We start from the raw sequence: 22,685 nt of genomic DNA, 5'->3' as shown, positions 1-22,685 counted from the left end.
AGCGTCCGCCGATCATGCATGTGGGACGACTCTAGGGCGCATCGGCGCACGACCAGCCCGGCGCGGTAGTTTCACAGGACGTCAGTGAGGAGCAGAACATGTCGGACCAGGTGACAGTCATCGAAGGAGCCCGGGTCTTCACCGGTGAGGGCCTCAGCGAGCCGCAGGACGTCGTGATCGTCGACGGGACGATCGGGGACACGGGAGACCTCGGGCCCGGCGGAGGATCGAGCTCGCGCGCCGACGGTTCGAGCTCGCGCGTCAACGGCCGGGGGAAGGTGCTGCTGCCCGGCCTCATCGACTCCCACATGCACACGCTGGGACGCCAGGACCTCGACGACCTCGCCGCCTGGGGCGTGACCACGGGCCTGGACATGGCGGCCTGGCCCGCCGAGCACGTCCGCGAGATGCGTGAGCTGCGCGGCACCACGCAGATGCTCAGCGCGATGACGCCGGCCGTCGGCCCCGGTGGCAACCACGCCCGCATGCCCGGCTTCCCGGCCGGCGGCATCCTCACGGCACCCGAGCAGGCGCGCGGATTCGTCGAGACCCGCATCGCGGACGGCGCCGACTACATCAAGATCGTCACCGAGGCCGAGCCCCCGGAGGGCATGGCGCCCGAGACCGTGCGGGCGATCGTCGAAGCCGCGCACGCCCACGGACTGCTGGTCGTCGCGCACTCGGTGACCACCGGCGCGTTCCACGTCGCCATCGACGCCGGCGTCGACATCAGTACGCACGCACCGCTGGACGACGTCCTGGACGAGGCCTCGGTGGACCGCATGGCGGCCCAGCGCATGGTCTCCTCCCCCACGCTGACCATGATGAGGGGCGTCGCCGGCCTGCGCGCCGATCAGGGCCTGCGCTACGACGCCGCCCGCGCGAGCGTCTCCCGCTTCCACGACCACGGCATCCGCCTGCTCGCCGGCACGGACGCGAACTCTGCGCCCGGCGCCCCGTTCGCCCCGCGCCACGGCGAGTCGATGCACGACGAGCTGGAGCTCCTGGTCGAGGCCGGGCTCACCCCGCTCGAGGTGCTGCGCAGCGCCACCTCGCTGCCGGCGCAGACCTTCGGCCTCGAGGACCGCGGCGTCATCGCCCCCGGCAAGCGCGCCGACCTGCTGCTGGTGGACGGCGACCCGACCACGGACATCACCGCGACCCGCGGCATCGCGGGGGTCTGGATCGCCGGCGAGCGGATCCGGTGAGGGTGGCAGTCGGCGGCGGAACCCGAGCGGTTCGCGTCGGCGTCCGTGCGGTCGGAGGCGGGGTGTGTGTTTCGGTGGCGGCGGTGAGCGTGCGCCCGATGGCTCCTGGTGAGGGCTCAGCCTCCCCTGGGCCGTGAGGCCTCACGGTGAGCCATCGAAGGAGCGATCGGCTATCACCCGCAGCCCCACCCGGGGCACATCGCTACCGCATGCCGCGCGCGCACCGCGCACCGCGCATCCCACCCTCCTCAGCGCCGGTTCGCATCCGCCGCGAGGATCCAGTTGTGGAACTCGACCCCGAAGTGCCGCAGATGATGCTCGAGGACGTCCTGCGAGCACGCGGCGGGGAGATAGACCGTCAGGCGTGCACTGAAGCCACCAGGGGTGTCGCCGAACTGCGTCAGGACCCGGCCGACGACGGTCCCGTCGGCGAGGAAGAGGTTCGATGCCATCCGGTGGGGGAAGTCGGATTCCTCGAGCAGCTCGGCTGCTTCCTCGGCCCATCCCAGGGCGTTGGTCCCCCATCCGCCCATGAAGAACGAGCAGACATGGGGGCCGATGTTCTCGACCACCAGGACCGTCCCATCGGGCTGGTCGGCCATCACGTAGTGCTCCGGGTGGGCGCGCAGGAGGGCCCGAGCCGGCCACCGCCTCCTACGAGGTCGGCTCCGCCGCCGATGCGGTGTCCTTCCTCGTGCGCTTCGAGAAGGAGACGCAACTGGTCGGCTATCCGAAGGCCCACCTCTGGGTCGAGGCCGACGGCGCCGACGACATGGACCTGTTCGTGCTGATCCAGAAGCTCGACCGCTTCGGCACGCCGCTGCAGGCCTTCACCGTGCCGAACCAGAGCGCCCTGGTCCATGACGTCACCGACCACGGGGCGAGCATCCTGCGCTACAAGGGGTCCGACGGTCGCCTGCGGGTCTCCGCCCGCCATCTCGACGGGGCGCGCACGAGCGACGAGGTCCCCGCCCACAGCTTCGACCGGGTCGAGAAGCTCTCCCCCGGCGAGGTGGCGGAGATCGAGATCGATCTGCTCCCGATCGGACTCGCCTTCCATCCCGAGGAGCAGCTGAGGTTCATCGTCAGCTCGCGGAACCTGCTGGGGACGATGATGCCCGGGATCGCGGAGTACGCGGGCGCCGGCAGCGGCCGCCACGTGGTGCACACCGGCGGCGAGCACGCCTCCTACCTGCAGCTTCCCGTCATGGGGTCCTGACGGCGACCGCGGCCTCGCTCAGCCCTGCTCGCCGACCGCCTCGATCAGGCGCCAGACCTCGGCCCTCGCGGCCTCGGCGCGCAGGCTCCGCGGATCCTGCGCGTCGAGCTCGCGGCGGCAGTCCTTGGCGAGCTCCTCGACCTGCAGGGCGGCGTCCTCGGCGCGACCCTCGCGGGCGCAGGCGATGGCGAGCTCGGCACGCGTGTCGATCACCTGGGAGTCGAAGGCGTCCGGTGCCTCGGGGCCGGAGAACAGCGCGGCCAGGCGCGGGTAGAGCTCGGCGACCGTCGCCGGGGAGCCGGCATTCTCCTGCGGCTCAGACACGTCCGCGCCCCATCGGTCCGTGACCCGCCTGCCCGTGGTCCACGTGCCCTGGCCCCACCTGGGCGAGGAAGGCCTGCTGCTGGGCAGGGGTGAGGGGGCAGGCCGAGGGGTCCTGGCGCACATTCTCCTGCACGCCGATCCGGGCCAGCCGCGCCAGGGCCTGCATGGTGTCGGCCGACGGGGCCGTGTCGACCGACGGGCTCCCCTCGGCGTCGCGGACCTCGGCGGACGAGGCGGTCACGGCCGGGAGGTCACCCTCGAGAGCGAGCCCGGCGACCTCGGCGGCCGATGCCGCGTCCGCGGCCGTAAGCTCACCCTCGCGCACGGCCTCCGGGGGCACGGTGCGGTCCAGGCGCACCCAGGCGCTGGCGAGGTGATCGCCCTCGGCGGGGGCGTCGGCCTCGCCGAGGTCGACGCCGAAGATGGTGTGGAAGGCCTGCACGAACTTCTCCGCGTCACCCTGCTCGGCGAGCTCGCGGGCGCGGGCCGTCGGCGAGTGCATGACCTTGGCGAGGATGCGGCGGATCGAGCGCTCGACGTCCTCGGCCTCGTCCGTCTTGCCGGTGCGGCGCAGGCGCGCGACCTCGGCGTCGGTGGCCTCCCCGAGCGAGCGGCGCAGGGCCGCCATCGCCGGGTCCACGCGGCGGTACTCCTGGCGCGCGGTGAACTGGGCGACGCCGTCGGCGATGATCCGCCGGGCCGCCTCGAGGACGGGCGCCGCCTCCTCGTCGATCTCGATGGTGAGGTCGGAGAGGTCGAGCACGCGCACCCCGCCGCGGTGGCGCACCAGGGGGTGCAGGTCCGAGTGCAGGGCGAGGTCGAGGATGAGGGTCGGGCCGACGTCCCGGAAGTGGTCGGGGAACAGGCTGGTGCCGCGGCCGGAGCAGGCCAGCACCAGGTCGGCCTCGCGGATCGCGGAGCCGAGCTCCTCGGCCCGGATCGGCTCGACGCCGTGGCGCTCGGCGAACCCGATCGCGCGGCCCGAGCCGGAGTGCACGCGCACGCGGACCGCGCCGCGACGGGTGAGGTCGGCGACGCCCAGGCGGGCGTAGGCGCCGGTGCCGATGACCAGCACGTCCTTGTCCTGCAGGGGGCCGATCAGGCCGATCGCATGGTCCAGCGCGATCGCCACGCCGGAGCGTCCCGCCGCACCGACCGGGGTGCGGGAGGCGACGCGCTTGGCGAAGCGGAAGCCGATCTGGAAGAGGTCGTTGAGCTGGGCGGTGGTGTGGCCGGCACCGCGGGCCGCGTCGAAGGCGGCGCGCACCTGGCCGGCGATCTCTGCCTCGCCCAGGACGACGGAGCGCAGACCGGCGGTCACCTCGTAGAGGTGCTCGGCGACGGGAGCGCCCATCGCGGTCTCGAAGCACACGGAGACCAGCTCGGGATCCAGCCCGCTGGTCTCGCTGACGGCCTCGACCACGAGGTCCAGCCCGTCGTGGAAGCGCTGGGTGTCCAGGTAGACCTCGAGGCGGTTGCACGTGGACATGACGACCCAGCCGTCCAGCGGTCCCGCGTCGCCGTTGAGCGACTCGATGGCCTCGGGGAGATCGGCTGCATCGCGCGTGAGCACGTCCAGCACCCCGAGATCGAGGTGCTCGTGTGTGGCTCGGACGGCGGCAAGCATCACTCCATGGTAGGCCCGCTCCCTCCACGGACACGTGAGGTGTTGACCACCCCGGGACCTTCCTCCCGGGGGCCGTGCAGGGCGCGGGGGCAGAATGGCACCGCACGGCGATCGTGCACGTCAGAGCCTATTTTTACGACAGGATGTCAGAACCGATGAGTCCCGCCTCCTCCGCCCCGCAGGGGGCAGCGCAGAGCGCCGCGACGGCCCCGGCCGCCACGGGATCCTCGGCCGCGGACGCCCCCGTGCTGGTGCGCCGGCTGCGCGGCGAGAGCGTCGATCCCGCCGCCCCGCCGTCGGTGTGGTTCATGCGCCAGGCGGGACGTTCGCTGCCGGAGTACCGCGCCGCCCGTGAGGGCACGGGGATGCTCGAGGCGTGCTTGACGCCGGATCTGGCCGCCGAGATCACCGTGCAGCCCGTGCGTCGCCATCGTGTGGACGCCGGCATCTTCTTCTCCGACATCGTGGTGCCCGCGAGGATCGCCGGCCTCGAGGTCGAGATCGTCCCCGGTCGCGGCCCCGTGTTCGCCCATCCGATCCGCACCCGGGCCGACATCGACGCCCTGCCGCCGATCGGCGATCACACCGAGGAGGCGCTCGAGCCGATCCGGGAGGCCGTGCGCCTGACCACCGCCGAGCTCGGCCCCACGCCCCTGATCGGCTTCTGCGGCGCCCCGTTCACCGTCGCCTCCTACATGGTCGAGGGCGGCCCGAGCCGCGACCACCTGCGCACCCGCGCCCTGATCCGCGAGGACCCGGAGGCCTGGGACCGTCTGGCCGGCTGGGTCGCCGAGCTCTCGGGGCGCTTCCTGCGTGCCCAGGTGCTCGCCGGCGCCCAGGCGGTCCAGCTCTTCGACTCCTGGGTCGGGGCGCTCTCGGCCGAGACCTACCTCGCGCACGTCCAGCACCACTCGGCCGCCGTGCTCGGCGCCGTCGCAGACCTGCCCGTGCCGCGCATCCACTTCGGCGTGGGCGCGAGCCACCTGCTGCGCGAGATGCACGCCGCCGGCGCGACCACCATGGGCGTGGACCACCGGATCGGCCTGGACCAGGCGATCGACATCCTCGGGGGCGACGTGCCCGTCCAGGGCAACATCGACCCTGCCGTCCTGTTCACCGGCGCCGAGGCCCGCGAGGCCGAGGCCCGCACCGTCCTCGCCCGTGGCGCCGCGGCCCCCGGGCACGTGGTGAACCTGGGTCACGGGGTCCCGCCCGACACCGACCCCGGCGTGCTCACCGACCTCGTGGCCTTCCTGCACGAGCAGACCCCGGGCGATCCCGCATCCACCACGACCACCTCGACCCCGGATGCCCGGGAGGCCGACGCGCTGTGAACACCGACGTCCTCGTCCTCGGCGGAGGCATCGCCGGACTCCTGGCCGCGCGTCGCCATGCGCGCGCCGGGGCCCGGGTGACGCTCCTCGAGCAGACGCAGGACGTCGGCGGCGCCGTGCACGCTCTCGACCTGGGCGGGGTCACGGTCGACGCCGGCGCCGAGGCGTACGGCACCGCCTCCGGTGCGGTCGACGCCCTGATCGGCGAGCTCGGCCTCGGGCAGATGGCGGTGGCCCCGCGCAGCGGTCCGGGCTCCCACCTGGTCTCGGCCGCCGGCTCCGTGGCCTCTCCCCGCGGTGGTCTGCTGGGGATCCCCGGCGATCCGCTCGCCCTCGATGCGCGGCAGGCGCTGGGCACCTGGGGTGCCCTCCGCGCCTGGGCCGAGCGCTTCGCCCCCGCCTCGTTCGGTCTCACCGAGCAGGTGAGCGTCGCCGACTACGTGCGCACCCGGATGGGAGCCCGTGTGGCCGACCGCCTGGTCGCCCCGATCGTCGGCGGCGTCCACTCGGCCGATCCACGCAGCCTCGAGCTCGCGAGCGTCCTGCCCAGCCTGGAACAGACCGTCCGCGAGACAGGGTCACTCGCCGCGGCCGTGCGCGCCCTGCGCCCGGCCTCCGCGGGACGCTCCGCGGGGACGGCGGTGCGATCGCTGACGGCGACCATGGCGGCCCTCCCCCATGCTCTGGCCGACGACCTGCGCGCCCACGGAGGCCGCATCCTCACCGGTACGCGCGTCACCGGCCTGCGCAGGCGCGGTGACAGCTGGGAGGCCCGCCTCGACGCTGCGACGACCACCGCCCCGGACGCCGCGACCTCGGACACCGGGGAGCCGCTGCACGCCGCGCACCTGGTGCTGGCGACGGATCCCGACACCGCCCGCGGCCTGCTGTCCGGGGGAAGGCAACCCGCCGAGGAGCAACCCGCCGACGATCCCGCCGCAGCGGTCGCCCGCGCGATCCCGGAGACCCCCGCGGTCCCCGTGCGCCTGGTGCTGCTGGCCCTCACCGACGCCGCCCTGGACTCCTTCCCGACCGGCACCGGCGCCCTGGTGGCGCCCGGCACCCCCGGGATCCGCGCGAAGGGGCTCACCCACTCCAGCGCGAAGTGGGAGCACGTCCAGCAGGCAGCCGTCGAGCAGCTGGGACCGCACTCGCACGTGCTGCGGCTGTCCTACGGCCGTCCGGGCGAGGTGCTGCCGGGCGATGACGGACTGGACGAGGAGGGAATCACCGACCTCGCCCTCGCCGACGCCTCCGCGATCGTCGGCATCCCGCTCTCCCGCTCGCAGCTGCGGGCATCGCACACCGTCACCTGGCGGCGCACCATGCGGCAGGCACGCCCGGGTCACCGCGCCGCCCTCGACCACCTCGAGACCACCCTGGGCAGCACCGGGCTGCCCCTCGAGCTGACCGGCGCCTGGCGCGCCGGCACCGGGCTCGACGCCCTCGTCCGACACGATGGAAGGACATCATGACCAGCTCCGACAGCCACACGACCGAGACCACCGGGAAGGGCGGCACCACGGAGTCCGCCCAGGTGATCCGGTACACCTCGTACACCGTCTTCACGCGTGCGCAGGCGGCACCCGCCCCGCAGGCGCAGATCGCCGCCGAGATCGGCACGTTCCTGGCCGACGTCGAGGCCCAGGGCACCGTGGTGCGCGGGATCTACGACGCCTCGCTGTTCCGGGCCGACGCGGACCTGCTGCTGTGGATGCACGCCGAGACGCCCGAGGCCCTGCAGGACGCCCTGCGCCGCTTCGAGCGCACCCACGCCGCCGAGGGCCTGGTGCGCTCGTGGTCGGCCGTCGGCGTGCACCGCGAGGCCGAGTTCTCCCGCACCCACGCCCCGGCGTTCCTCTCCCCCTCGCGCACCCCGCAGCAGTGGGTCTCCGTGTACCCCTTCACCCGCTCCTACGAGTGGTACCTGCTGCCCGACGACGAGCGCCGCGACATGCTCATCGAGCACGGCAAGCTGGGCCGGGAGTACCCGCAGATCCACGCCAACACCGTGGCCGCCTTCGCGCTCGGGGACTGGGAGTGGCTGCTCTCCTTCGAGTCCGACGACCTCCACGACCTCGTGGACATGATGCGCGCCCTGCGCTACACCGGAGCCCGTCTGCACGTGCGCGACGAGCTGCCCTTCCACGTCGGCCGCCGTCTGAACTCCCCCGAGGACGTCGCCGCCATCCTGGTCTGACCCCGCCCGGGCCCTGCCCCGCCCGCGCCGATCCGGGCCACGCCCGTTCCCGTCCACCCCGCCGAACTCGTTCACTCGCCTGCGCCGCCCGACGCGCGCACCAGCTGCGACCTGGAGGTCACCTTGACCGAGAATCCCGAACCCCTCCCCTACGACGCGATCCTGTTCGCCTCCTTCGGCGGTCCGGAGCAGCAGGAGGACGTGGTCCCGTTCCTGCGCAACGTGACGCGGGGGCGCGGGATCCCCGACGAGCGCCTCGAGGTGGTAGGCGAGCACTACCGGAAGCTGGGCGGGCGCTCCCCGATCAACGACCAGAACCGTGACCTGATCTCCCGTTTCGAGGCGGCCCTCGCCGAGGCCGGCATCGACCTGCCGGTGTACTGGGGCAACCGCAACTGGGCGCCGTACACGAGTGACGTCGTGGGCCGGATCCACGCCGAGGGCCACCGCCGGGTGCTCGCCGTGGCCACCAGCGCCTACTCCTCCTACTCCTCGTGCCGCCAGTACCGCGAGGACTACGCGAAGGCCCTGGTCGCGAACGACCTCGTGGGCGAGATGGAGATCGAGAAGGTGCGCGCCTACTTCGATCACCCCGGCTTCCTCGAGCCGGTGCGGGACGGCGTGCGTGCGGCGCTCGCGCAGATGCGCGCGGCCGGCCACGATCCCCGCCGCACCCGGGTGCTGTTCTCGACCCACTCCATCCCCCACGTGATGTCGCAGGCCTCCGGGCCCGCGCACAAGACCGCCGACGACCCCTCCGCCGGGGAGGTGGGCGGCTGGTACGTCGCCCAGCACCTCGCCGGCTGCCGCTGGGTGATGGAGCAGCTCGCGGAGACCGGCGCGGACAATGTCGACGCCCTCCCAGAGTGGGAGCTGGTCTACCAGTCGCGCTCGGGCGCCCCGCACGTCCCCTGGCTCGAGCCCGATATCAACGACCGCCTGACCGAGCTCTCCGAGGACGGCGGCACCGAGGCCGTGGTCGTGGTGCCGATCGGCTTCGTCACCGACCACGTCGAGGTGGTCTGGGACCTGGACACCGAGGCGGCCGAGACCGCCGAGGAGCTCGGCCTCGCCTTCACCCGCGTCGCCACCCCCGGCACCGACGCACGATTCGTCGACGCCCTCGTGGACCTCGTGCGCGAGCACGTCGAGCCCGGTCACGCGCCCCAGGCCGTCTCCGAGGTCGGCGTCGTCGGCGACACCTGCGGCACGCTGTGCTGCCTGAACGGATCGGCGCACGCCCGCCCCGTCCCCCGCGAGGGCGTCCCCCTGGACACCGTCGAGCAGATCGCCCGGGCGATGCAGGCCGACGAGGAGATGACGGCGCTGATCGCCGAGGAGCAGGAGGCCCACCGCGGGGCGGAGGTGCCCGCATGAGCGAGGATCGTTCGCTGCTGCGCGTCGGCACCCGCGGCTCCGCCCTGGCCATGGCCCAGTCCGGCCGTGCCGCCGAGGACATCGCCGGCGCCGACGGCTTCGAGCTCGTGCAGGTGCGCACCCACGGGGACAAGGACCGCACCAGCCCCCTGGCGCAGATCGGCGGGACCGGCGTGTTCGTCACCGCCGTGCGCGAGGCCCTGCTCGCCGGGGAGGTCGACGTGGTCGTCCACTCGGCCAAGGACCTGCCCACCGCGCCGGTGCCCGGGATCGCGCTGGGCTGCGTGCCCGAGCGCGCCGATCCGCGCGACGCCCTGTGCGCCCGCGACGGCCTCACCCTCGCGCAGCTCCCGCGCCACGCGAAGGTGGGGACCGGGTCCCCGCGCCGCGCCGCCCAGCTGCGGCGTGCCCGGCCCGACCTCGAGGTCGTCGACATCCGCGGCAACGTCGAGACCCGCCTGGCCCGCGCCCTGGGCCAGGACGCCGACCTCGACGCGGTCGTCCTCGCCGCCGCCGGTCTGCAGCGGCTGGGACGCGACGAGGTGATCAGCGAGCTGCTGAGCCCCGACGTGCTGCTGCCGGCCCCGGCCCAGGGTGCCCTCGCGATCGAGTGCCCGGAGCCGGGGACCTCGCCCGAGGACGGCGGGCTCTCGCCCTTCGCGGACGGCCTGAGCGCCGCCGACCACCGGCCCACGCGGGCCGCGGTCGCCGCCGAGCGGGCGCTGCTGCGCACTCTCGAGGCCGGCTGCTCGGCGCCCGTCGGGGCTCTGGGCACCCTCGGGGAGGACGGCACGCTGACGCTGCGCGGTCTCGCGATCTCCGAGGACGGCACGTCCGTGTTCGAGGGCTCCGGCACGGCGCCGGTCGACCTCGAGGACCCCCTCGTGCTCGTGGCGGACGCCGAACGCCTGGGCCAGGACCTGGCCGCCGACCTCCTGGAGCGCGGTGCAGGGTCCGTGCTCGCCGGAGGGGACGACCCGACCTCGGACGCAACGACCTCGTGATCACCCGCCGCGTCCTGCTCCCCCGTCCCGAGGGACGCGGGGACGACCTGTCCGACCTCCTCGAGGTGGCCGGCTACGACGTGGTGCGCGCGCCGTTCGTCCAGCTCGACCCGGTGCCGGCCGAGGACCTCCTCCCCGCCCTCGCCCGCCTGGCAGGCGGCGCCTACGACCTGCTCGTGGTGACCAGCCCCGCGAGCGTGCGCGCCCTGGTCAGCGCCGATCCCGCTCCGACGGTGTCGCCGGGCACCGAGGTGATCGCCGTGGGCGGCGCCACCACCCGCGCCCTCCACGAGGCGGGCCTCGACGTCGACCTCGTCGCCGGAGGCTCCGGAGCGGCGCTCGTCGAGACGGTGCGTCGGCGCGAGGCGGAGCGCCGCGAGACCGAACGCCGGGAGGTGGAAGGCCAGGAGACGGCGGAGCGGGATCCGGCCACTGCGTCGGGCGCTGCGTCGGACGCTGCGTCGGCCGATCGCGTCCGTCCCCGGCGGGTGCTGTTCCCCGCGTCCTCGGCGGCCGCACCGACCGTGCGCGAGGGTCTGCAGGACCTCGGCATGGACGTCGACCAGGTCGAGGCCTATCACCCCCGCAGCGCTCCGCTGCCCACCGCGATCACCGGCGACCTCGCCGGCGGCGCGATCGACGCGATCGTCCTGACCAGCCCCATGATCGCGCGCCGCGCCGCCGAGATCGGCGTGCACCCGCGCACCGCCGTGATCGTGATCGGCCACCCCACCCAGGAGGCCGCCGAGGCTGCCGGTCTGCGGATCGACGCCCGCGCCGAGCATCCCGACGCCCCCTCCCTGGCCCGCGCCGTGCACCTCGCCCTCACGCGCCTCACCGACCCCGACCATACGAGCCCCGACCCGAAGGAGAGCACCCGATGACCTCCACCCCGGACCAGCGCGTCGCCGACTACCGCGCGCAGCTGCCCTCGCACCTCACCCCCTCCCGTCGGCCCCGCCGCCTGCGCACCACCGAGGCGATGCGCTCCCTCGTGCGCGAGACGACCCTGCGGCCCGCCGACCTCGTGCTGCCGATGTTCGTGCGCGAGGGCATCGACGCCCCGGTGCCGATCACCTCCATGCCCGGCGTCGTCCAGCACACCGAGGACTCGCTGCTGGAAGCGGCCCGCAAGGCCGCCGACCGCGGCGTCGGAGGGCTGATCCTGTTCGGCGTCCCGGCGACCAAGGACGCCGTGGGGTCCGCGGCGAGCGACCCGGACTCCTTCGTGAACCGGGCGATCAAGCGGCTGCGCGCGGAGATCGGCGACGACCTCGTGATCATGGCCGACCTGTGCCTGGACGAGTTCACCGACCACGGCCACTGCGGGGTCCTGGACTCCCGCGGCACGGTCGACAACGACGCGACCCTGGTGCGCTACCGCGAGATCGCGATCGCGCAGGCCCGCGCGGGCGTCCACATGATCGGCCCCTCGGGGATGATGGACGGCCAGATCGCCGCGATCCGCGACGCCCTGGATGCCGAGGGCTTCGAGGACGTCTCGATCTTCGCCTACAGCGCGAAGTACGCCTCCGCCTTCTACGGCCCGTTCCGCGAGGCCGTGGACTCCTCCCTCGAGGGCGACCGCCGCACCTACCAGCAGGACCCGGCCAACGGCCGCGAGGCCCGCCAGGAGGTCGAGCTCGACCTCGACGAGGGCGCCGACCTGGTGATGGTCAAGCCCGGCATGCCCTACCTCGACGTGCTGCGCGACGTCGCCGAGTCCTCCCCCGTGCCCGTGGGGACCTACCAGATCAGCGGCGAGTACGCGATGATCGAGGCGGCCGCCGCCAACGGCTGGATCGACCGCGACCGCGCGATCATGGAGTCGCTGCTGGGCTTCAAGCGCGCCGGCGCCTCGATGATCCTGACCTACTGGTCCTCCGAGGTCGCCGGCTGGATCCAGGACGGACTTCCCGAGCACCTGCGCCCGTTCGTCTGAGAAGGAGACACCACCCATGACGTTGGACGAGACCACCTCCCAGTCCCTCTTCGAGCGCGCCAAGCAGGTCATCCCCGCCGGCGTGAACTCGCCCGTGCGCGCCTTCGGCTCCGTCGGCGGCACCCCGCCGTTCCTCATCTCGGCCTCGGGTGCCCTGCTCACCGACGCCGACGGTAACGAGTACGTCGACCTCGTCGGCTCCTGGGGCCCGATGATCCTGGGCCATGCGAACCCGCGCGTCGTCGAGGCGGTCCAGGAGGCCGCCGGCCGCGGCCTGTCCTTCGGCGCCCCGCAGGCCGGCGAGGTCACCCTCGTCGAGGAGCTCGTGCGCCGGGTGCGTCCGCTGCAGAAGGTGCGCCTGGTGAACTCGGGCACCGAGGCGACGATGAGCGCCCTCCGGGTGGCGCGCGCCGCCACCGGGCGCGACCTGGTCGTGAAGTTCGCCGGCTGCTACCACGGGCACGTCGACGCGCTGCTGGCCGAGGCCGGCAGCGGCGTCGCCACCTTCGGGATGCCGGGATCCGCCGGGGTCACCGCGGGCACCGCCCGCGACACGATCGTGGTGCCCTACGGCGACCGCGAGGCCGTGCGCGCCCTCTTCGCCGAGCGCGGCCAGGAGATCGCCGCGGTCATCACCGAGGCCGCGCCCGCCAACATGGGCGTGGTGACCCCGCCCGAGGGCTTCAACGCCTTCCTCGCCGAGACCGCCCACGCGGCCGGCGCGCTGCTGATCACCGACGAGGTCCTCACCGGCTTCCGCGCGAGCTCCGAGGGCTACTACGGCATCGACGGGCCGGCCGCCGGCGCCGACGGCTGGGCGCCGGACCTGATGACCTTCGGGAAGGTGATCGGCGGCGGACTGCCCGTCGGCGCCTTCGGCGGCCGTGCGGACCTGATGGACCTGCTCTCCCCGCTCGGTCCCGTCTACCAGGCGGGGACGCTGTCGGGGAACCCGCTCGCGACCGCCGCGGGTCTGGCGACCTTCGCGGGGCTCGACGACGCCGCCTACGAGCGGCTCACGAGCACCTCGGCCTCCCTGCAGTCGCTCGTCGCGGAGGCGCTCACCGCCGCCGGCGTCCCCCACGTGGTCCAGACCGCCGGGACGCTGTTCTCGGTGTTCTTCCGCGAGCACCCGGTGACCACCTACCAGGACGCCAAGGACCAGGACACCGCCGCCTTCGGCCGGTTCTTCCACAGCATGCTCGAGCAGGGCGTCTACCTGCCGCCCTCGGCCTTCGAGGCCTGGTTCGTCTCCGCCGCGCACGACGGCGACGTGCTCGATCGCATCGCCTCCGCCCTGCCGGCGGCGGCGCGCGCCGCGGCGGCCGGCTGAACCGGAGCCGTCCGCGGGCGCGGGGCGGGTCGGCCCGTCGCGCCGCAACGGACCGCTGATCCGGACTTGACGGACGCTGGGTGTCCTCACGGGACGCTCGGCGTCCTCGTGCGTCGGCGCATGTCACGGCGATGTCGCGGGGCTGGCGCGGCCGACGGGGCCTCCCCCACGATGGACTCGTGCCACGGGACGCCGGCCTCGGACCGGCCGTCCCCTCCGCTCCGTAGCTCAGTCCGGTAGAGCAGCTCCCTCATATGGGGCGTGTCGCAGGTTCGAATCCTGCCGGGGTGTCCACGCCGCCGTCTGCCGCGGCCCGCCCCGCGCCGGCGGCGCAGCTCCCGGCGCGAATCCCCCGCTACCCACCGCTACTTGCTGCGTGGCTTCTTGTGGAGGCCAGGGTTCGGGGCGAGCGGGCGGCGCTGGACATGGCGCATCGACCCGTACTTGCCCGCCTTCTCCGCGGCGGGCGAGCGCTGATGGCGACCCTGCAGTCCGCCTTCCCAGGGGATCGCCCCCTCGGGCGCCGCCCAGGGGGCGTCGTCCTCGAACTCGGCCGACCTCGACCCACCGCCGGCCCCCGCAGCGGACCACGGGGCCCGGCGGGAGCCCTCCGCCGCGCCGTGCGGGGTTCCCCGGGCGACGAGCTCGCGGCTGCCCGCGAGCGCGAGCAGCGCGAAGGGCACCAGGTAGACGAAGGCCAGCGAGTCGAGGCCCGAGGAGTCGTCCGGACTCTTCACGAGCGCCCACGTGCACAGGGCGACCGGGAGCGCCCAGACCCAGGCGTTGGGCCGGCGCAGGGCGACGGCGATCGTCGTCAGCAGCAGCACGACCACCACCCGCAGGGGCGCCTCGGTGAGCACGCGCAGCCCGTCGTGCCCGTTCAGCGCACCGGCGATCGCGTGGACGGCATCGCGGCCGCCGCTGTTGACCCCGTCGTCGCTCAGATGACCGTCGCCGCCGATCAGGACGTCGGCGGCACCGTCGTCCTGGGTCGTGGTGGGCAGGTTCCCGCGCCCGTAACCCAGGGGGTCGAAGAGCCGGAAGGTGGACAGCAGCATCCCGTCGGCGACGATCGTGGGCTGATCGGCGACGGTGTCCTTCCAGACCCCGGGGAACTCGGCGACCTCGGCCGCCGTGACGCTCTGCCGACGGTAGGCGCCGTCGCCGTCGCCCGCTCCCAGCGCCGCATCGATCGAGGCGGGGTCGTAGCTCGTCCCCAGCTTCTCGACGTCGAAGACCCTGTCCAGCGTCTTCGCGTCCTGCGCGGAGAGCGAATCGGGATTCTGGTGCAGTGCGAGGGCCAGGCTCTGGATCTGCAGTCCCCGCTCACGCATCGGGTCCTCGGGGATGATGCGGTGCTGGGTCACCCCGATCGCGAGCGCCGCGGGCACCACCAGGGCGGGCAGCGCGAGCGAGACCAGCGCGGTGCGCCAGGCCTGCCATCCGTGCCGCGCGAGGACCGTCATCACCAGCAGCACCAGCAGCACCGGGATGCCGACCCGTGCGGAGCAGGCCACGACGAGCGCGACCAGCGTCCACTCGAGCATCCTGCGCGGCGCGATCTCCTCGCGCGAGCGGACGTGGTCCACCGAGAGCGCGAGCAGCCAGCACAGGGCGGCCGCGAACAGCGGGCCGGGAGCCACGGACATCGACCAGAAGGCGATGGGCAGGCCACCCAGGACCAGCACCACCAGGGCGACCGTCCTCACGCCCGGGCTCGCCACCCAGCGTCCGAGCAGCGCGGTCGCCCGCCCCAGCGCGATCAGGGTGACGGCGAGCTGGGCGAGGGAGAGGATCGCGAGCCCCACACCGAAGCCGCCCAGGTGGTCGGCGGCGAAGCCCAGCACCGTCCCGTACAGCAGGGTGAGACCGGCGCCGTGGTGCGCGGAGAGCAGGGCGTCGCCGGTGGGGACGAGGTAGTGGGCGATCGGATAGACGTCGAAGGGCGGCGGCTTCACGGAGCCGCGCTGGTCGAGGACCTCCCGTGCCTGCATCACCAGGTCCCAGGAGGAGTAGCCGGGGAACTGCAGCAGGAGGATCGGGGACCACACCACGAGCAGCAGCAGGCTCACCCGCCACCAGCGCGCCAGCAGCCAGGAGACCGCGCGCGTGAGACGCGGGTCCCGGCGTCGCAGCAGGTCACGGGCAGGGTCGAGGCGTTCGTCGGCACGTGCGAGGGTGTAGCGCAGCACGCCGCCGGCGAGCACCAGCACCACGGCGAACATCACGGCGGTGTAGATCAGCAGTCCGAGCAGGATCAGCGTGTGCTTGCGCAGGAGCTGCAGGAACAGCAGGTTCTCCCCCTGTCCCTCGAGCGGGTGGCGATCCAGCCATCCCATCGTCGCGAAGACCGTGAGGGCGGCGACGACGAGGACGGGGATGACGACGGCACCGACCTTCTCGGCCCCCCGCACCAGACGCTCCGCGCTCTCCGCCGAGCCGGCGGGCAGCGAGATGCGAGCACCCCCTCGGCGCGCCGATCGCTCGGCGGTCCTCGCTCGTTCCACGTCCGCACTCCCCTCTGCTCCCGGCGTCCGCCGCGGCCTCTGCCTGCCATCATGCGACACGGCGGGCCCTGGTACGACCTCCGGCACGCTCAGCGGACGAAGGAACCGCGCCACACGGCCGTGGACGACCCCCGGAGGGCACTCACCTGCTCGTGGCGCAGTTCACGCAGGCTCCCGGGCCGGTCAACGTGCGGCGTCGCCACGGTGAACCGTGCATGAATGCTGACCCGCCGGGAGCTCTCCCGACGAAGCGTCCACGACGCCCCGCGGCGCCCCGGTCACCGCCCGGCTCGTGCCTGTGCCCAGGGAGGGCGGCGAGCGCACGCCGCGGCCATCGGGACCCTCCCGGGACGCCGCGGGCCGGGTCCGCATCTGGGCTACTGTCACGACCGACGGCCAGGGCCCGTCGCCGGGGTGCGGACGCACCCTTCGCTCGTCCCGCGGATCGGAGGTCCACCCCCGTGTCATCACAGACTGCTGATGCCGTGCGTCGGCGGGACGAGTCGACCCCGCCCACCGCCCTGCGCGCCTCGCACGAGAGGGTGGTCCACGGGGACCGCTCGCAGCAGGAGCCCCCGGGGACGGCACGTTCGCCCCTGTGGTGGGTGCTCGCCGTGATCACCGTCGCGACCTGCATCGTTCTGCACATCGTGGTCGCGCAGAGCGCGGTGGCGCCGCGCACGCCCTGGGACGAGATCCATCCCCTGCAGATCGCCCGGATGCTCTCCGGCGATAACGACGTCCCCCGGCTCTCCGGCAGCGGCTACTACCCGGGCTGGGCGATCCTGATGACGCCCATCTGGTGGTTCACGCACGACCCCGAGACCGTGTATCGCGCCGCCATCGTGCTGGGCAACGTCATCGGTGTCGCCACGATCGTCCCGCTCAGCATGGTCGGTCGTCACCTGCGCATGACCGCGCCGCAGGCGATCGCCGCAGCGGGCCTGGCCATGTGCCTGCCGGGCCGGATCGAGCCCTCGGACTACGCGATGAGCGAGCAGCTGCTGATGTTCTGCTACGCCTGGGCGGTGCTGGGGATGTTCGCGCTGTGGAGGCGACCCACCTGGTGGCGCCTGGCGCTGTTCGTCCTGGCGATCGCCGCCGCCTACCTCACGCACACGCGCGCGCTCGCCCTGGTGCTGACCGCGGTGGTGTGGCTGCTCCTCTTCTCGCGCCGCAGCGTGGCCAAGGCCGTGGTGGGCGTGCTCCTGCTGCTCGTCTCCTGGTGGGGTGTCGACCGGGTGGCCGCCGCCATCAACCACCGCATGCTGCTGAGCGGGAGCAGCAAGTCCGATCTGGCCCTGCAGGCGCTGACCCAGGCCCGACCGGAGGCACTCGCCCAGCTCCTGGCCGGTCAGGTCTGGGCGCAGCTGGTGGGGACCGCCGGCCTCTTCGCCCTGGGCGCCGTGGTGATCGTGGTCTGGACGCTGCGGGAGGTGCGCACCCTGCACCTCGGGCCCGGCGCGTTCCTGTTCGGGCTGACGCTCAGCACCGTGGGGATGAGCGTGGTGTGGTGGTACCAGCCCGAAGCCCTGTGGGGCGACAGCTTCCACGGCCTCGAGGCCTGGGTCTACTCGCGGTACATCGACCAGGTCGCCCCCTTCCTCGTCCTCGTGGCGGTGGCGGTCCTCCTGCGCCGGGTCAGCGCGGCGGTGATCGGCATCGCGCTGGGCGTCGTCGTGCTGGTGTCGGCGGTCGTCGTGCTCTGGGTCGCCCCGCACGCCCCCCTGTGGCTCGGGCTCACGACGAACACCGCTGCGGTGAACAGCTGGCAGTCCACGTTCCCCGAACGCCCCTTCCACGAACCGCTGACGCCGACGTTCACCGGTCCGAACCGGTTCTGGCTTTGGGCCTCCTTGGCCACGACGGTCGGCGTCCTCGCGACCCTCCTGCTGCGACGACTCCCTCGCAGCGCCGTGGCGCTGCTGCTGGTGGCCGCCGTCGTCATGTCCCTCTGGGCGAACCAGGACCAGCGCCGGGCGGCCCCGAAGAAGGTCGGCGCGAGCCTCGCGAAGGTCGACCGGGCCACCGCGAGCGCGGAGCCGGAACCCGTGGACGTCGACCTCTCGTGCAGGAGCAACGGGCTGGGGACGGCCGAGATGGTCAACTGGGCCGGGTACTGGTACTCCCCGCGCCCGGTGCGCCTCGCCGACCCGCCCCAGGGGGAGCCCTTCCGCTCGGACCTCGTCATCTCCTGCCAGGACGGCTCGACGATGCGGGAGCGGGGCGCCGAGCTCGTCACCGGCGGCTCCAGCTACTCCTTCCGTCTCTGGGTGCTGCCGGGGCCGCTGCAGGACCAGCTCGCCCGCGACGGCCTGCTGGAGAAATGACCCCGTGGGCAGCACCGGTGCATGAGACGATTCCGTCGACCGTGCTCGTCGCTCCCGCCCTGCGGACCGCTGGCCTCCCCCGTCACCTCGGCCCGTTCTCACGACAAGGACCCACGCCATGCGCAGCACCCTCTTCGACGCCGCCAACCAGGAGAAGCAGACCCAGCAGCGCTGGACCCTGCAGTCCAACAAGATGCTGCGCTGCGCCCTGCAGCCGCAGGCACCGGAGATCATCGCCGCCCAGGGCGTCATGGTCGCCTACCAGGGGCAGATGGACTTCGCCTACCAGGGCTCCGGTGGCGGCATGAAGCTGCTGAAGAAGATGGCCACCGGGGAGGGCGGGAACCTGATGCGCGTTCGCGGGCAGGGCGAGGTCTTCTTCGCCCGCCGGGCCGACGAGATCTTCCTGATCCAGCTCGAGGGCGATGCGCTGACGCTGAACACCCGCAACCTCCTCGCCTTCGACTCCTCGATCCAGTGGGACGTCCGCGGCACCGGCGGCGCCGGGATCATGGCCGGTGGCCTGTTCAACCTGTTCCTGCAGGGGCAGGGCCTGGTCGCGGTCACCTCCGACGGTCCGCCGATGCTGCTGGACTGCTCCCAGCAGCCCACCTTCGTGGACCCGCAGGCCGCGGTGTGCTGGTCGGCGAACCTGACCCCGCAGATCAAGAACGACTTCAAGATGAGCTCGCTGATCGGGCGCGGCTCGGGCGAGTCCTTCCAGCTGGGGTTCCACGGCCCGGGCTTCGTCGTGGTCCAGCCCTCCGAGGGCGCGCCCGTCCCCACCAGCTCCTGAACGGGGACGGGGTCACGCATGTCCCGCCCCTAGGATGAACGCCGTGACCATCGACCCGGACGCCCCGCTGCAGCGCGAGCTGCGTGCTCTCGGCGAACGCGGGCTGCGCCGCGCGGCCGCGGCGGCGCGACGGATGGTCGCGACGGACACCTCCTCGAGCACCCCGGGCCAGGGGGCCATCGATCCGGTCCCGGTCGTGATCACGGCCCAGGAGTGGGAGGAGCTGAGCGCGGGCCTCGTCCAGCGCGCGCGCCTCCTCGACGCTCTCCATGCCGATCTCTACGGGCCGCGCACGGTGCTCGCGGGCGGTGTCGCACCCGTGGGGGCGCTCCTGGAGGATCCCGGATATCTCCGCGCCGCGGTCTCGATCCCCTCGCGCGCGCCCCAGCGACTGTTCGCGCTGAGCACCACGGTGACCCGCACCGCGGAGGGCACCTGGAGCGTGCTGCACGACCAGGTCGACGTGCCCGGCGGGGCGGGCCTGACCCTCGAGATCCGCCGGGTGCTCTCGCGCTCGGCGCCCGCGCTCTACCGCTCGACCGCGCTGCGTCGCCTGCACCCCTTCTACGAGTCGATGCGCTCGGCGCTCACGGCCCGCTCGCGCACCGACGGCACGGCCGGGCGCGCCGTCGTCCTGGTCGACGACCAGGACACCTCGACGGGCTTCGACCATCACCGCTTCGCGAACCTGCTGGGTCGCCCGGCGGTCAGCGCCACCGACCTCACCGTCCGCGACGGGGTCCTGAGCCTGCAGGGACCGCACGCGGATCCCGACGCCGCGGCCATCGACACCGTGGTGCGGATGGTCCCGTCCGCGCTCGTGGACCCCCTCGACCTGGGGCCGACGCCCCTCCAGGGCGTCACCGGGCTGCTCGAGGCGGCCCGGCGCGGCGTCGTCGAGGTGCTGAACCCCGTGGGTGCCGGGGTGCTCGAGAGCGCGGCGCTGCGCGCGCTGCTGCCCGATCTCTGCCGGCAGCTGCTGCACGAGGACCTGCGCCTGCGCGGGGTCGAGGAGTCCGCCGCACCCCTCGCCGAGCTCTCCCTCGCGCCGCACCGCGACACCTCCCGCGCCTCCGCCGACGGCGCGCCGGGGGGATCGCCGAGCGGGCCCTCGGACGGGTCGGCGAGCGGGCCCCTGAGCGACCCGACGGAGGACGGGCACCTCGTGGGCCGGCCGGTGGCCGTGCAGCTGCTGGTCGTCGCGACCGAGGACGGCTTCGAGGTGCTCCCCGGCGGCATCGCCCGCACCACCGACGAGGGGCCCGAGGCCACCAAGGACGTCTGGGTCCTCGCGACCACGGAGGATGCCGCCACCCCCGGCGCCGTGGCCCCGCTGGACGCCTCGACCGCCTCCGCACCCGCGGAGCAGGCCGACGTCGACCGGCAGGCACCGCCGGCGCTTCCCGTCCCGCCCCAGATGCTCACCCGCTCCGTCGGCTCCGATCTGTTCTGGTTCGGTCGCTACATGGAGCGCGTCGACTCGGCGAGCAGGCTGCTGCGCACGATCCGCGACGTGGCCAACGACCTGGACCCCGAGCGCGGACCCGAGGCCGACGCAGCACTGGGGGTGCTGCTGCGCGCGGTCGCCGACGTGACCGGCACCGGCGCCACGATGCAGGAGGTCGATCCCCGCGATCGCGAGCAGGTGCGCCGCGAGCTCGGCGGTGCCGCGACCGACGCCCACCGCCCCGGCAGCCTCGCCCAGTCCTTCCGGGCCCTCGAGCGCACCGCCCGCTCGCTGCGGGACATGGTCGCCGACGAGGTCTGGCCCGTGCTGACCCGCATGCGCGGCAGCCTCGAGGAGCTCACCGATCCCGTGGGCGTGATCGAGGAGCAGGTTCTGCGTGACCTGGTCGTGGGCGGCCTCGGACTCGCCGGCATCGTCAGCGACGGCATGTCCCGGACCACGGGGCGCGACCTGGTCCAGGCCGGCCGACGCATCGAGCGGGCGATGGGCCTGCTGGCCCTGCTGCGCAGCTGCTTCGATGCGCGTCGGCCACGGCGTGTGGAAGGGCGCGTGAGCGAGGCCGCCGCGACCATCCTGGACGCCGCGAGCGCCTACCGCCGCACCTACGACGCGCCCCTGCAGGGCGAGCTGCTCCTCGAACTCGCCCTCGAGGACACCACGCTGCCGCGCTCCCTGGCCTTCCAGCTCGACGCGCTGCGCGAGGCCGTCGGCCGCCTTCCCGAGACCACGACCGAGTCCCGGGCCAGGTCGCTGCTGACGGAGCTGTCCGGTCGGGTCGCCGGCTGGCGGGCGCGGGAGCTGCTGGCGGTCGACGAGCAGTCGGCCGGCGCGGGGCCGACCGTGCTGGTGGCCGAGACGACAGCAGCGATGGGAACCTTGCGTGAGCTCTCGGAGGCCCTCGAGGAGGAGTACTTCCGCGTGCCCGAGAGCACGTCGACCTGGGGGTTCGATGATGTTTGAGAAGCCCCGTCCGCTGATCCCGCTGCGTCCGGAGGACCAGGAGCAGCCGCCGCCTGCCGTGGACTACGAGGTCCACCACCTCACGCGCTACCGCTACGCCCGCCCGGTGACCAGCAACTACGGCCGGGCGCACGTGGAGCCGCGGGCGACCCCGCACCAGCGCGTGCTCTCCCACGAGGTCACGGTCGAGCCCGAGCCCGCCGTGCTCACGGCCCACACCGACTTCTACGGGAACTCCTCGACGTTCCTGCTGGTGAGCACCCCGCACGAGGAGCTGGCCGTACACTCGCGGGCGCACGTGAGTGTCTCGCTGCCGCAGTACCCTCTGGACGCCCTCTCAGTCTCCTGGGAGAAGTGCACGCCGGAGCACTGGGGGCCGCTCGTGCCCGCCGAGGCGATCGACTTCACCCACGACTCCCCGCGGATCCACACCACCCCGGAGGTGCAGGCGATCGCCGCGGAGGTCTTCACACCGGGCCGTCCGGTCGGCGAGTGCCTCGCCGAGCTCACCCGTCTGATCCACTCGAGCTTCACCTACGCCTCGGGGGCGACCACCGTGACCTCGCCCCTCGAGGAGGTGCTGGCCGAGCGCCACGGCGTCTGCCAGGACTTCGCGCACGTGGGTCTCGCGGTCGCGCGCAGCGTGGGGCTCGCCGCCCGCTACGTCTCCGGCTACCTGCGCACGGCCCAGGCCTCGCTCGAGTCGCTGGGCACCCGCCCGGACGGGGAGATGATCGGTTCGGCCGCCTCCCACGCGTGGCTGAGCGTGCTGGTCCCCGGCGCGGGCTGGGTCGACATCGACCCGACCAACAACACCTTCGTCGACCAGCGCTTCGTCACCACCAGCTGGGGGCGCGACTACACCGACGTGCCGCCGCTGAAGGGGATCGTCGTCGGCCCGCCCGGGGCGACCTCCACGCTCGACGTGTCCGTCGGCGTGGTGCCGGTCCCCACCGATGCGAGCGGCACCGGCTCCGGCGCACCCGAGCCCGCCTGAGCGGACCCGTCCCTGCGTCCGGTGCGCTGCCGACGGGAGGGGTCGTCAGGCATGGTCGA

18 protein-coding genes and 1 tRNA gene are annotated in these 22,685 nt (G+C 73.6%); 15 read left to right on the top strand and 4 right to left on the bottom strand.

The features are described from left to right. The first annotated feature begins 98 nt into the window (after positions 1 to 98). Positions 99 to 1,208, top strand: coding sequence for an amidohydrolase family protein (locus DEO23_RS05460; protein WP_109275012.1), 1,110 nt, complete (start codon positions 99 to 101; stop codon positions 1,206 to 1,208). Between the two features lie 248 nt (positions 1,209 to 1,456). Here DEO23_RS05460 and DEO23_RS05455 read toward each other — a convergent pair whose 3' ends face one another. Beyond that, positions 1,457 to 1,810, bottom strand: coding sequence for a hypothetical protein (locus tag DEO23_RS05455; protein ID WP_205678877.1), 354 nt, complete (start codon positions 1,808 to 1,810; stop codon positions 1,457 to 1,459). Between the two features lie 80 nt (positions 1,811 to 1,890). Between DEO23_RS05455 and DEO23_RS05450 the strand changes: the two genes are divergently transcribed. Then, positions 1,891 to 2,427: a CocE/NonD family hydrolase C-terminal non-catalytic domain-containing protein gene (locus DEO23_RS05450; protein ID WP_109275011.1), complete on the top strand. Its 537-nt coding sequence runs from the start codon at positions 1,891 to 1,893 to the stop codon at positions 2,425 to 2,427. 18 nt (positions 2,428 to 2,445) lie between these two features. On the opposite strand, the gene DEO23_RS05445 is transcribed toward DEO23_RS05450, so the two are convergent. Both DEO23_RS05445 and DEO23_RS05440 read right to left on the bottom strand, forming a co-directional pair. Beyond that, entirely contained in the window at positions 2,446 to 2,751 is a 306-nt protein-coding gene (locus DEO23_RS05445) for a hypothetical protein (protein ID WP_109275010.1), read from the bottom strand. After that, positions 2,744 to 4,378, bottom strand: a complete 1,635-nt coding sequence (locus tag DEO23_RS05440) for a glutamyl-tRNA reductase (protein WP_109275009.1) — start codon at positions 4,376 to 4,378, stop codon at positions 2,744 to 2,746. Before DEO23_RS05440 ends, DEO23_RS05445 begins: the two co-directional genes overlap by 8 nt. A 155-nt stretch (positions 4,379 to 4,533) precedes the next feature. Here DEO23_RS05440 and hemE point away from each other — a divergent pair, with 155 nt between their 5' ends. From hemE to DEO23_RS05395, 9 genes are all read left to right on the top strand, one after another. Further along, complete coding sequence (gene hemE, locus DEO23_RS05435; RefSeq protein ID WP_109275008.1) at positions 4,534 to 5,712, top strand: uroporphyrinogen decarboxylase; 1,179 nt, start codon at positions 4,534 to 4,536, stop codon at positions 5,710 to 5,712. Next, positions 5,709 to 7,187 (top strand): protoporphyrinogen/coproporphyrinogen oxidase, encoded by a 1,479-nt coding sequence (locus DEO23_RS05430; protein ID WP_109275007.1) that lies wholly within the window; start codon positions 5,709 to 5,711, stop codon positions 7,185 to 7,187. The genes hemE and DEO23_RS05430 overlap by 4 nt, the downstream gene beginning before the upstream one ends. Continuing rightward, positions 7,184 to 7,912 carry a hydrogen peroxide-dependent heme synthase gene (hemQ, locus tag DEO23_RS05425; protein ID WP_109275006.1) on the top strand — a complete coding sequence of 243 codons (729 nt, stop codon included), beginning with the start codon at positions 7,184 to 7,186 and terminating at the stop codon, positions 7,910 to 7,912. The genes DEO23_RS05430 and hemQ overlap by 4 nt, the downstream gene beginning before the upstream one ends. Positions 7,913 to 8,035: 123 nt before the next feature. Beyond that, on the top strand, positions 8,036 to 9,289 hold the full coding sequence (locus DEO23_RS05420; protein WP_240613231.1) for a ferrochelatase: 1,254 nt from the start codon (positions 8,036 to 8,038) through the stop codon (positions 9,287 to 9,289). Then, the gene (gene hemC / locus DEO23_RS05415; RefSeq protein WP_109275004.1) at positions 9,286 to 10,293 is read left to right on the top strand and encodes a hydroxymethylbilane synthase; all 1,008 of its coding nucleotides are present in this window, start codon (positions 9,286 to 9,288) and stop codon (positions 10,291 to 10,293) included. Before DEO23_RS05420 ends, hemC begins: the two co-directional genes overlap by 4 nt. Beyond that, positions 10,290 to 11,177: a uroporphyrinogen-III synthase gene (locus tag DEO23_RS05410; protein ID WP_109275003.1), complete on the top strand. Its 888-nt coding sequence runs from the start codon at positions 10,290 to 10,292 to the stop codon at positions 11,175 to 11,177. The genes hemC and DEO23_RS05410 overlap by 4 nt, the downstream gene beginning before the upstream one ends. Continuing rightward, a complete protein-coding gene (hemB, locus tag DEO23_RS05405; protein ID WP_109275002.1) occupies positions 11,174 to 12,235 on the top strand; it encodes a porphobilinogen synthase in 1,062 nt (353 codons plus the stop codon). Before DEO23_RS05410 ends, hemB begins: the two co-directional genes overlap by 4 nt. Positions 12,236 to 12,251: 16 nt before the next feature. After that, positions 12,252 to 13,568 (top strand): glutamate-1-semialdehyde 2,1-aminomutase, encoded by a 1,317-nt coding sequence (hemL, locus tag DEO23_RS05400; RefSeq protein WP_109275001.1) that lies wholly within the window; start codon positions 12,252 to 12,254, stop codon positions 13,566 to 13,568. Between the two features lie 217 nt (positions 13,569 to 13,785). Continuing rightward, positions 13,786 to 13,862 (top strand) — tRNA-Met (locus tag DEO23_RS05395). 71 nt (positions 13,863 to 13,933) lie between these two features. On the opposite strand, the gene DEO23_RS05390 is transcribed toward DEO23_RS05395, so the two are convergent. Next, positions 13,934 to 16,075, bottom strand: coding sequence for a DUF6020 family protein (locus DEO23_RS05390; protein WP_109275000.1), 2,142 nt, complete (start codon positions 16,073 to 16,075; stop codon positions 13,934 to 13,936). A 461-nt stretch (positions 16,076 to 16,536) separates the two neighbouring features. Here DEO23_RS05390 and DEO23_RS05385 point away from each other — a divergent pair, with 461 nt between their 5' ends. The 4 genes from DEO23_RS05385 to DEO23_RS05370 all read left to right on the top strand — a co-directional run bounded on the left by DEO23_RS05385 (position 16,537) and on the right by DEO23_RS05370 (position 22,626). Next, positions 16,537 to 18,405 carry a hypothetical protein gene (locus DEO23_RS05385; RefSeq protein WP_133249842.1) on the top strand — a complete coding sequence of 623 codons (1,869 nt, stop codon included), beginning with the start codon at positions 16,537 to 16,539 and terminating at the stop codon, positions 18,403 to 18,405. 118 nt (positions 18,406 to 18,523) lie between these two features. Next, entirely contained in the window at positions 18,524 to 19,201 is a 678-nt protein-coding gene (locus tag DEO23_RS05380; RefSeq protein ID WP_109274998.1) for an AIM24 family protein, read from the top strand. 43 nt (positions 19,202 to 19,244) lie between these two features. Further along, entirely contained in the window at positions 19,245 to 21,629 is a 2,385-nt protein-coding gene (locus DEO23_RS05375) for a circularly permuted type 2 ATP-grasp protein (protein ID WP_240613230.1), read from the top strand. Then, entirely contained in the window at positions 21,622 to 22,626 is a 1,005-nt protein-coding gene (locus tag DEO23_RS05370; RefSeq protein ID WP_165831735.1) for a transglutaminase family protein, read from the top strand. Before DEO23_RS05375 ends, DEO23_RS05370 begins: the two co-directional genes overlap by 8 nt. Positions 22,627 to 22,685 lie beyond the last annotated feature (59 nt).

The organism is Brachybacterium endophyticum, assembly GCF_003130585.1.
Taxonomy (GTDB): domain Bacteria; phylum Actinomycetota; class Actinomycetes; order Actinomycetales; family Dermabacteraceae; genus Brachybacterium; species Brachybacterium endophyticum.
Note: the sequence above shows the minus strand (reverse complement) of the source record. Positions and strands in the feature narration are given on the sequence as shown.

Excerpts from the sequence above, each read along its gene's own strand:
- DEO23_RS05460 (WP_109275012.1), top strand. The coding sequence starts at position 99 with ATGTCGGACCAGGTGACAGTCATCGAAGGAGCCCGGGTCTTCACCGGT.
- DEO23_RS05455 (WP_205678877.1), bottom strand. The coding sequence starts at position 1,810 with ATGGCCGACCAGCCCGATGGGACGGTCCTGGTGGTCGAGAACATCGGC.
- DEO23_RS05440 (WP_109275009.1), bottom strand. The coding sequence starts at position 4,378 with ATGCTTGCCGCCGTCCGAGCCACACACGAGCACCTCGATCTCGGGGTG.
- hemE (WP_109275008.1), top strand. The coding sequence starts at position 4,534 with ATGAGTCCCGCCTCCTCCGCCCCGCAGGGGGCAGCGCAGAGCGCCGCG.
- hemQ (WP_109275006.1), top strand. The coding sequence starts at position 7,184 with ATGACCAGCTCCGACAGCCACACGACCGAGACCACCGGGAAGGGCGGC.
- hemC (WP_109275004.1), top strand. The coding sequence starts at position 9,286 with ATGAGCGAGGATCGTTCGCTGCTGCGCGTCGGCACCCGCGGCTCCGCC.
- hemB (WP_109275002.1), top strand. The coding sequence starts at position 11,174 with ATGACCTCCACCCCGGACCAGCGCGTCGCCGACTACCGCGCGCAGCTG.
- hemL (WP_109275001.1), top strand. The coding sequence starts at position 12,252 with ATGACGTTGGACGAGACCACCTCCCAGTCCCTCTTCGAGCGCGCCAAG.
- DEO23_RS05380 (WP_109274998.1), top strand. The coding sequence starts at position 18,524 with ATGCGCAGCACCCTCTTCGACGCCGCCAACCAGGAGAAGCAGACCCAG.
- DEO23_RS05370 (WP_165831735.1), top strand. The coding sequence starts at position 21,622 with ATGTTTGAGAAGCCCCGTCCGCTGATCCCGCTGCGTCCGGAGGACCAG.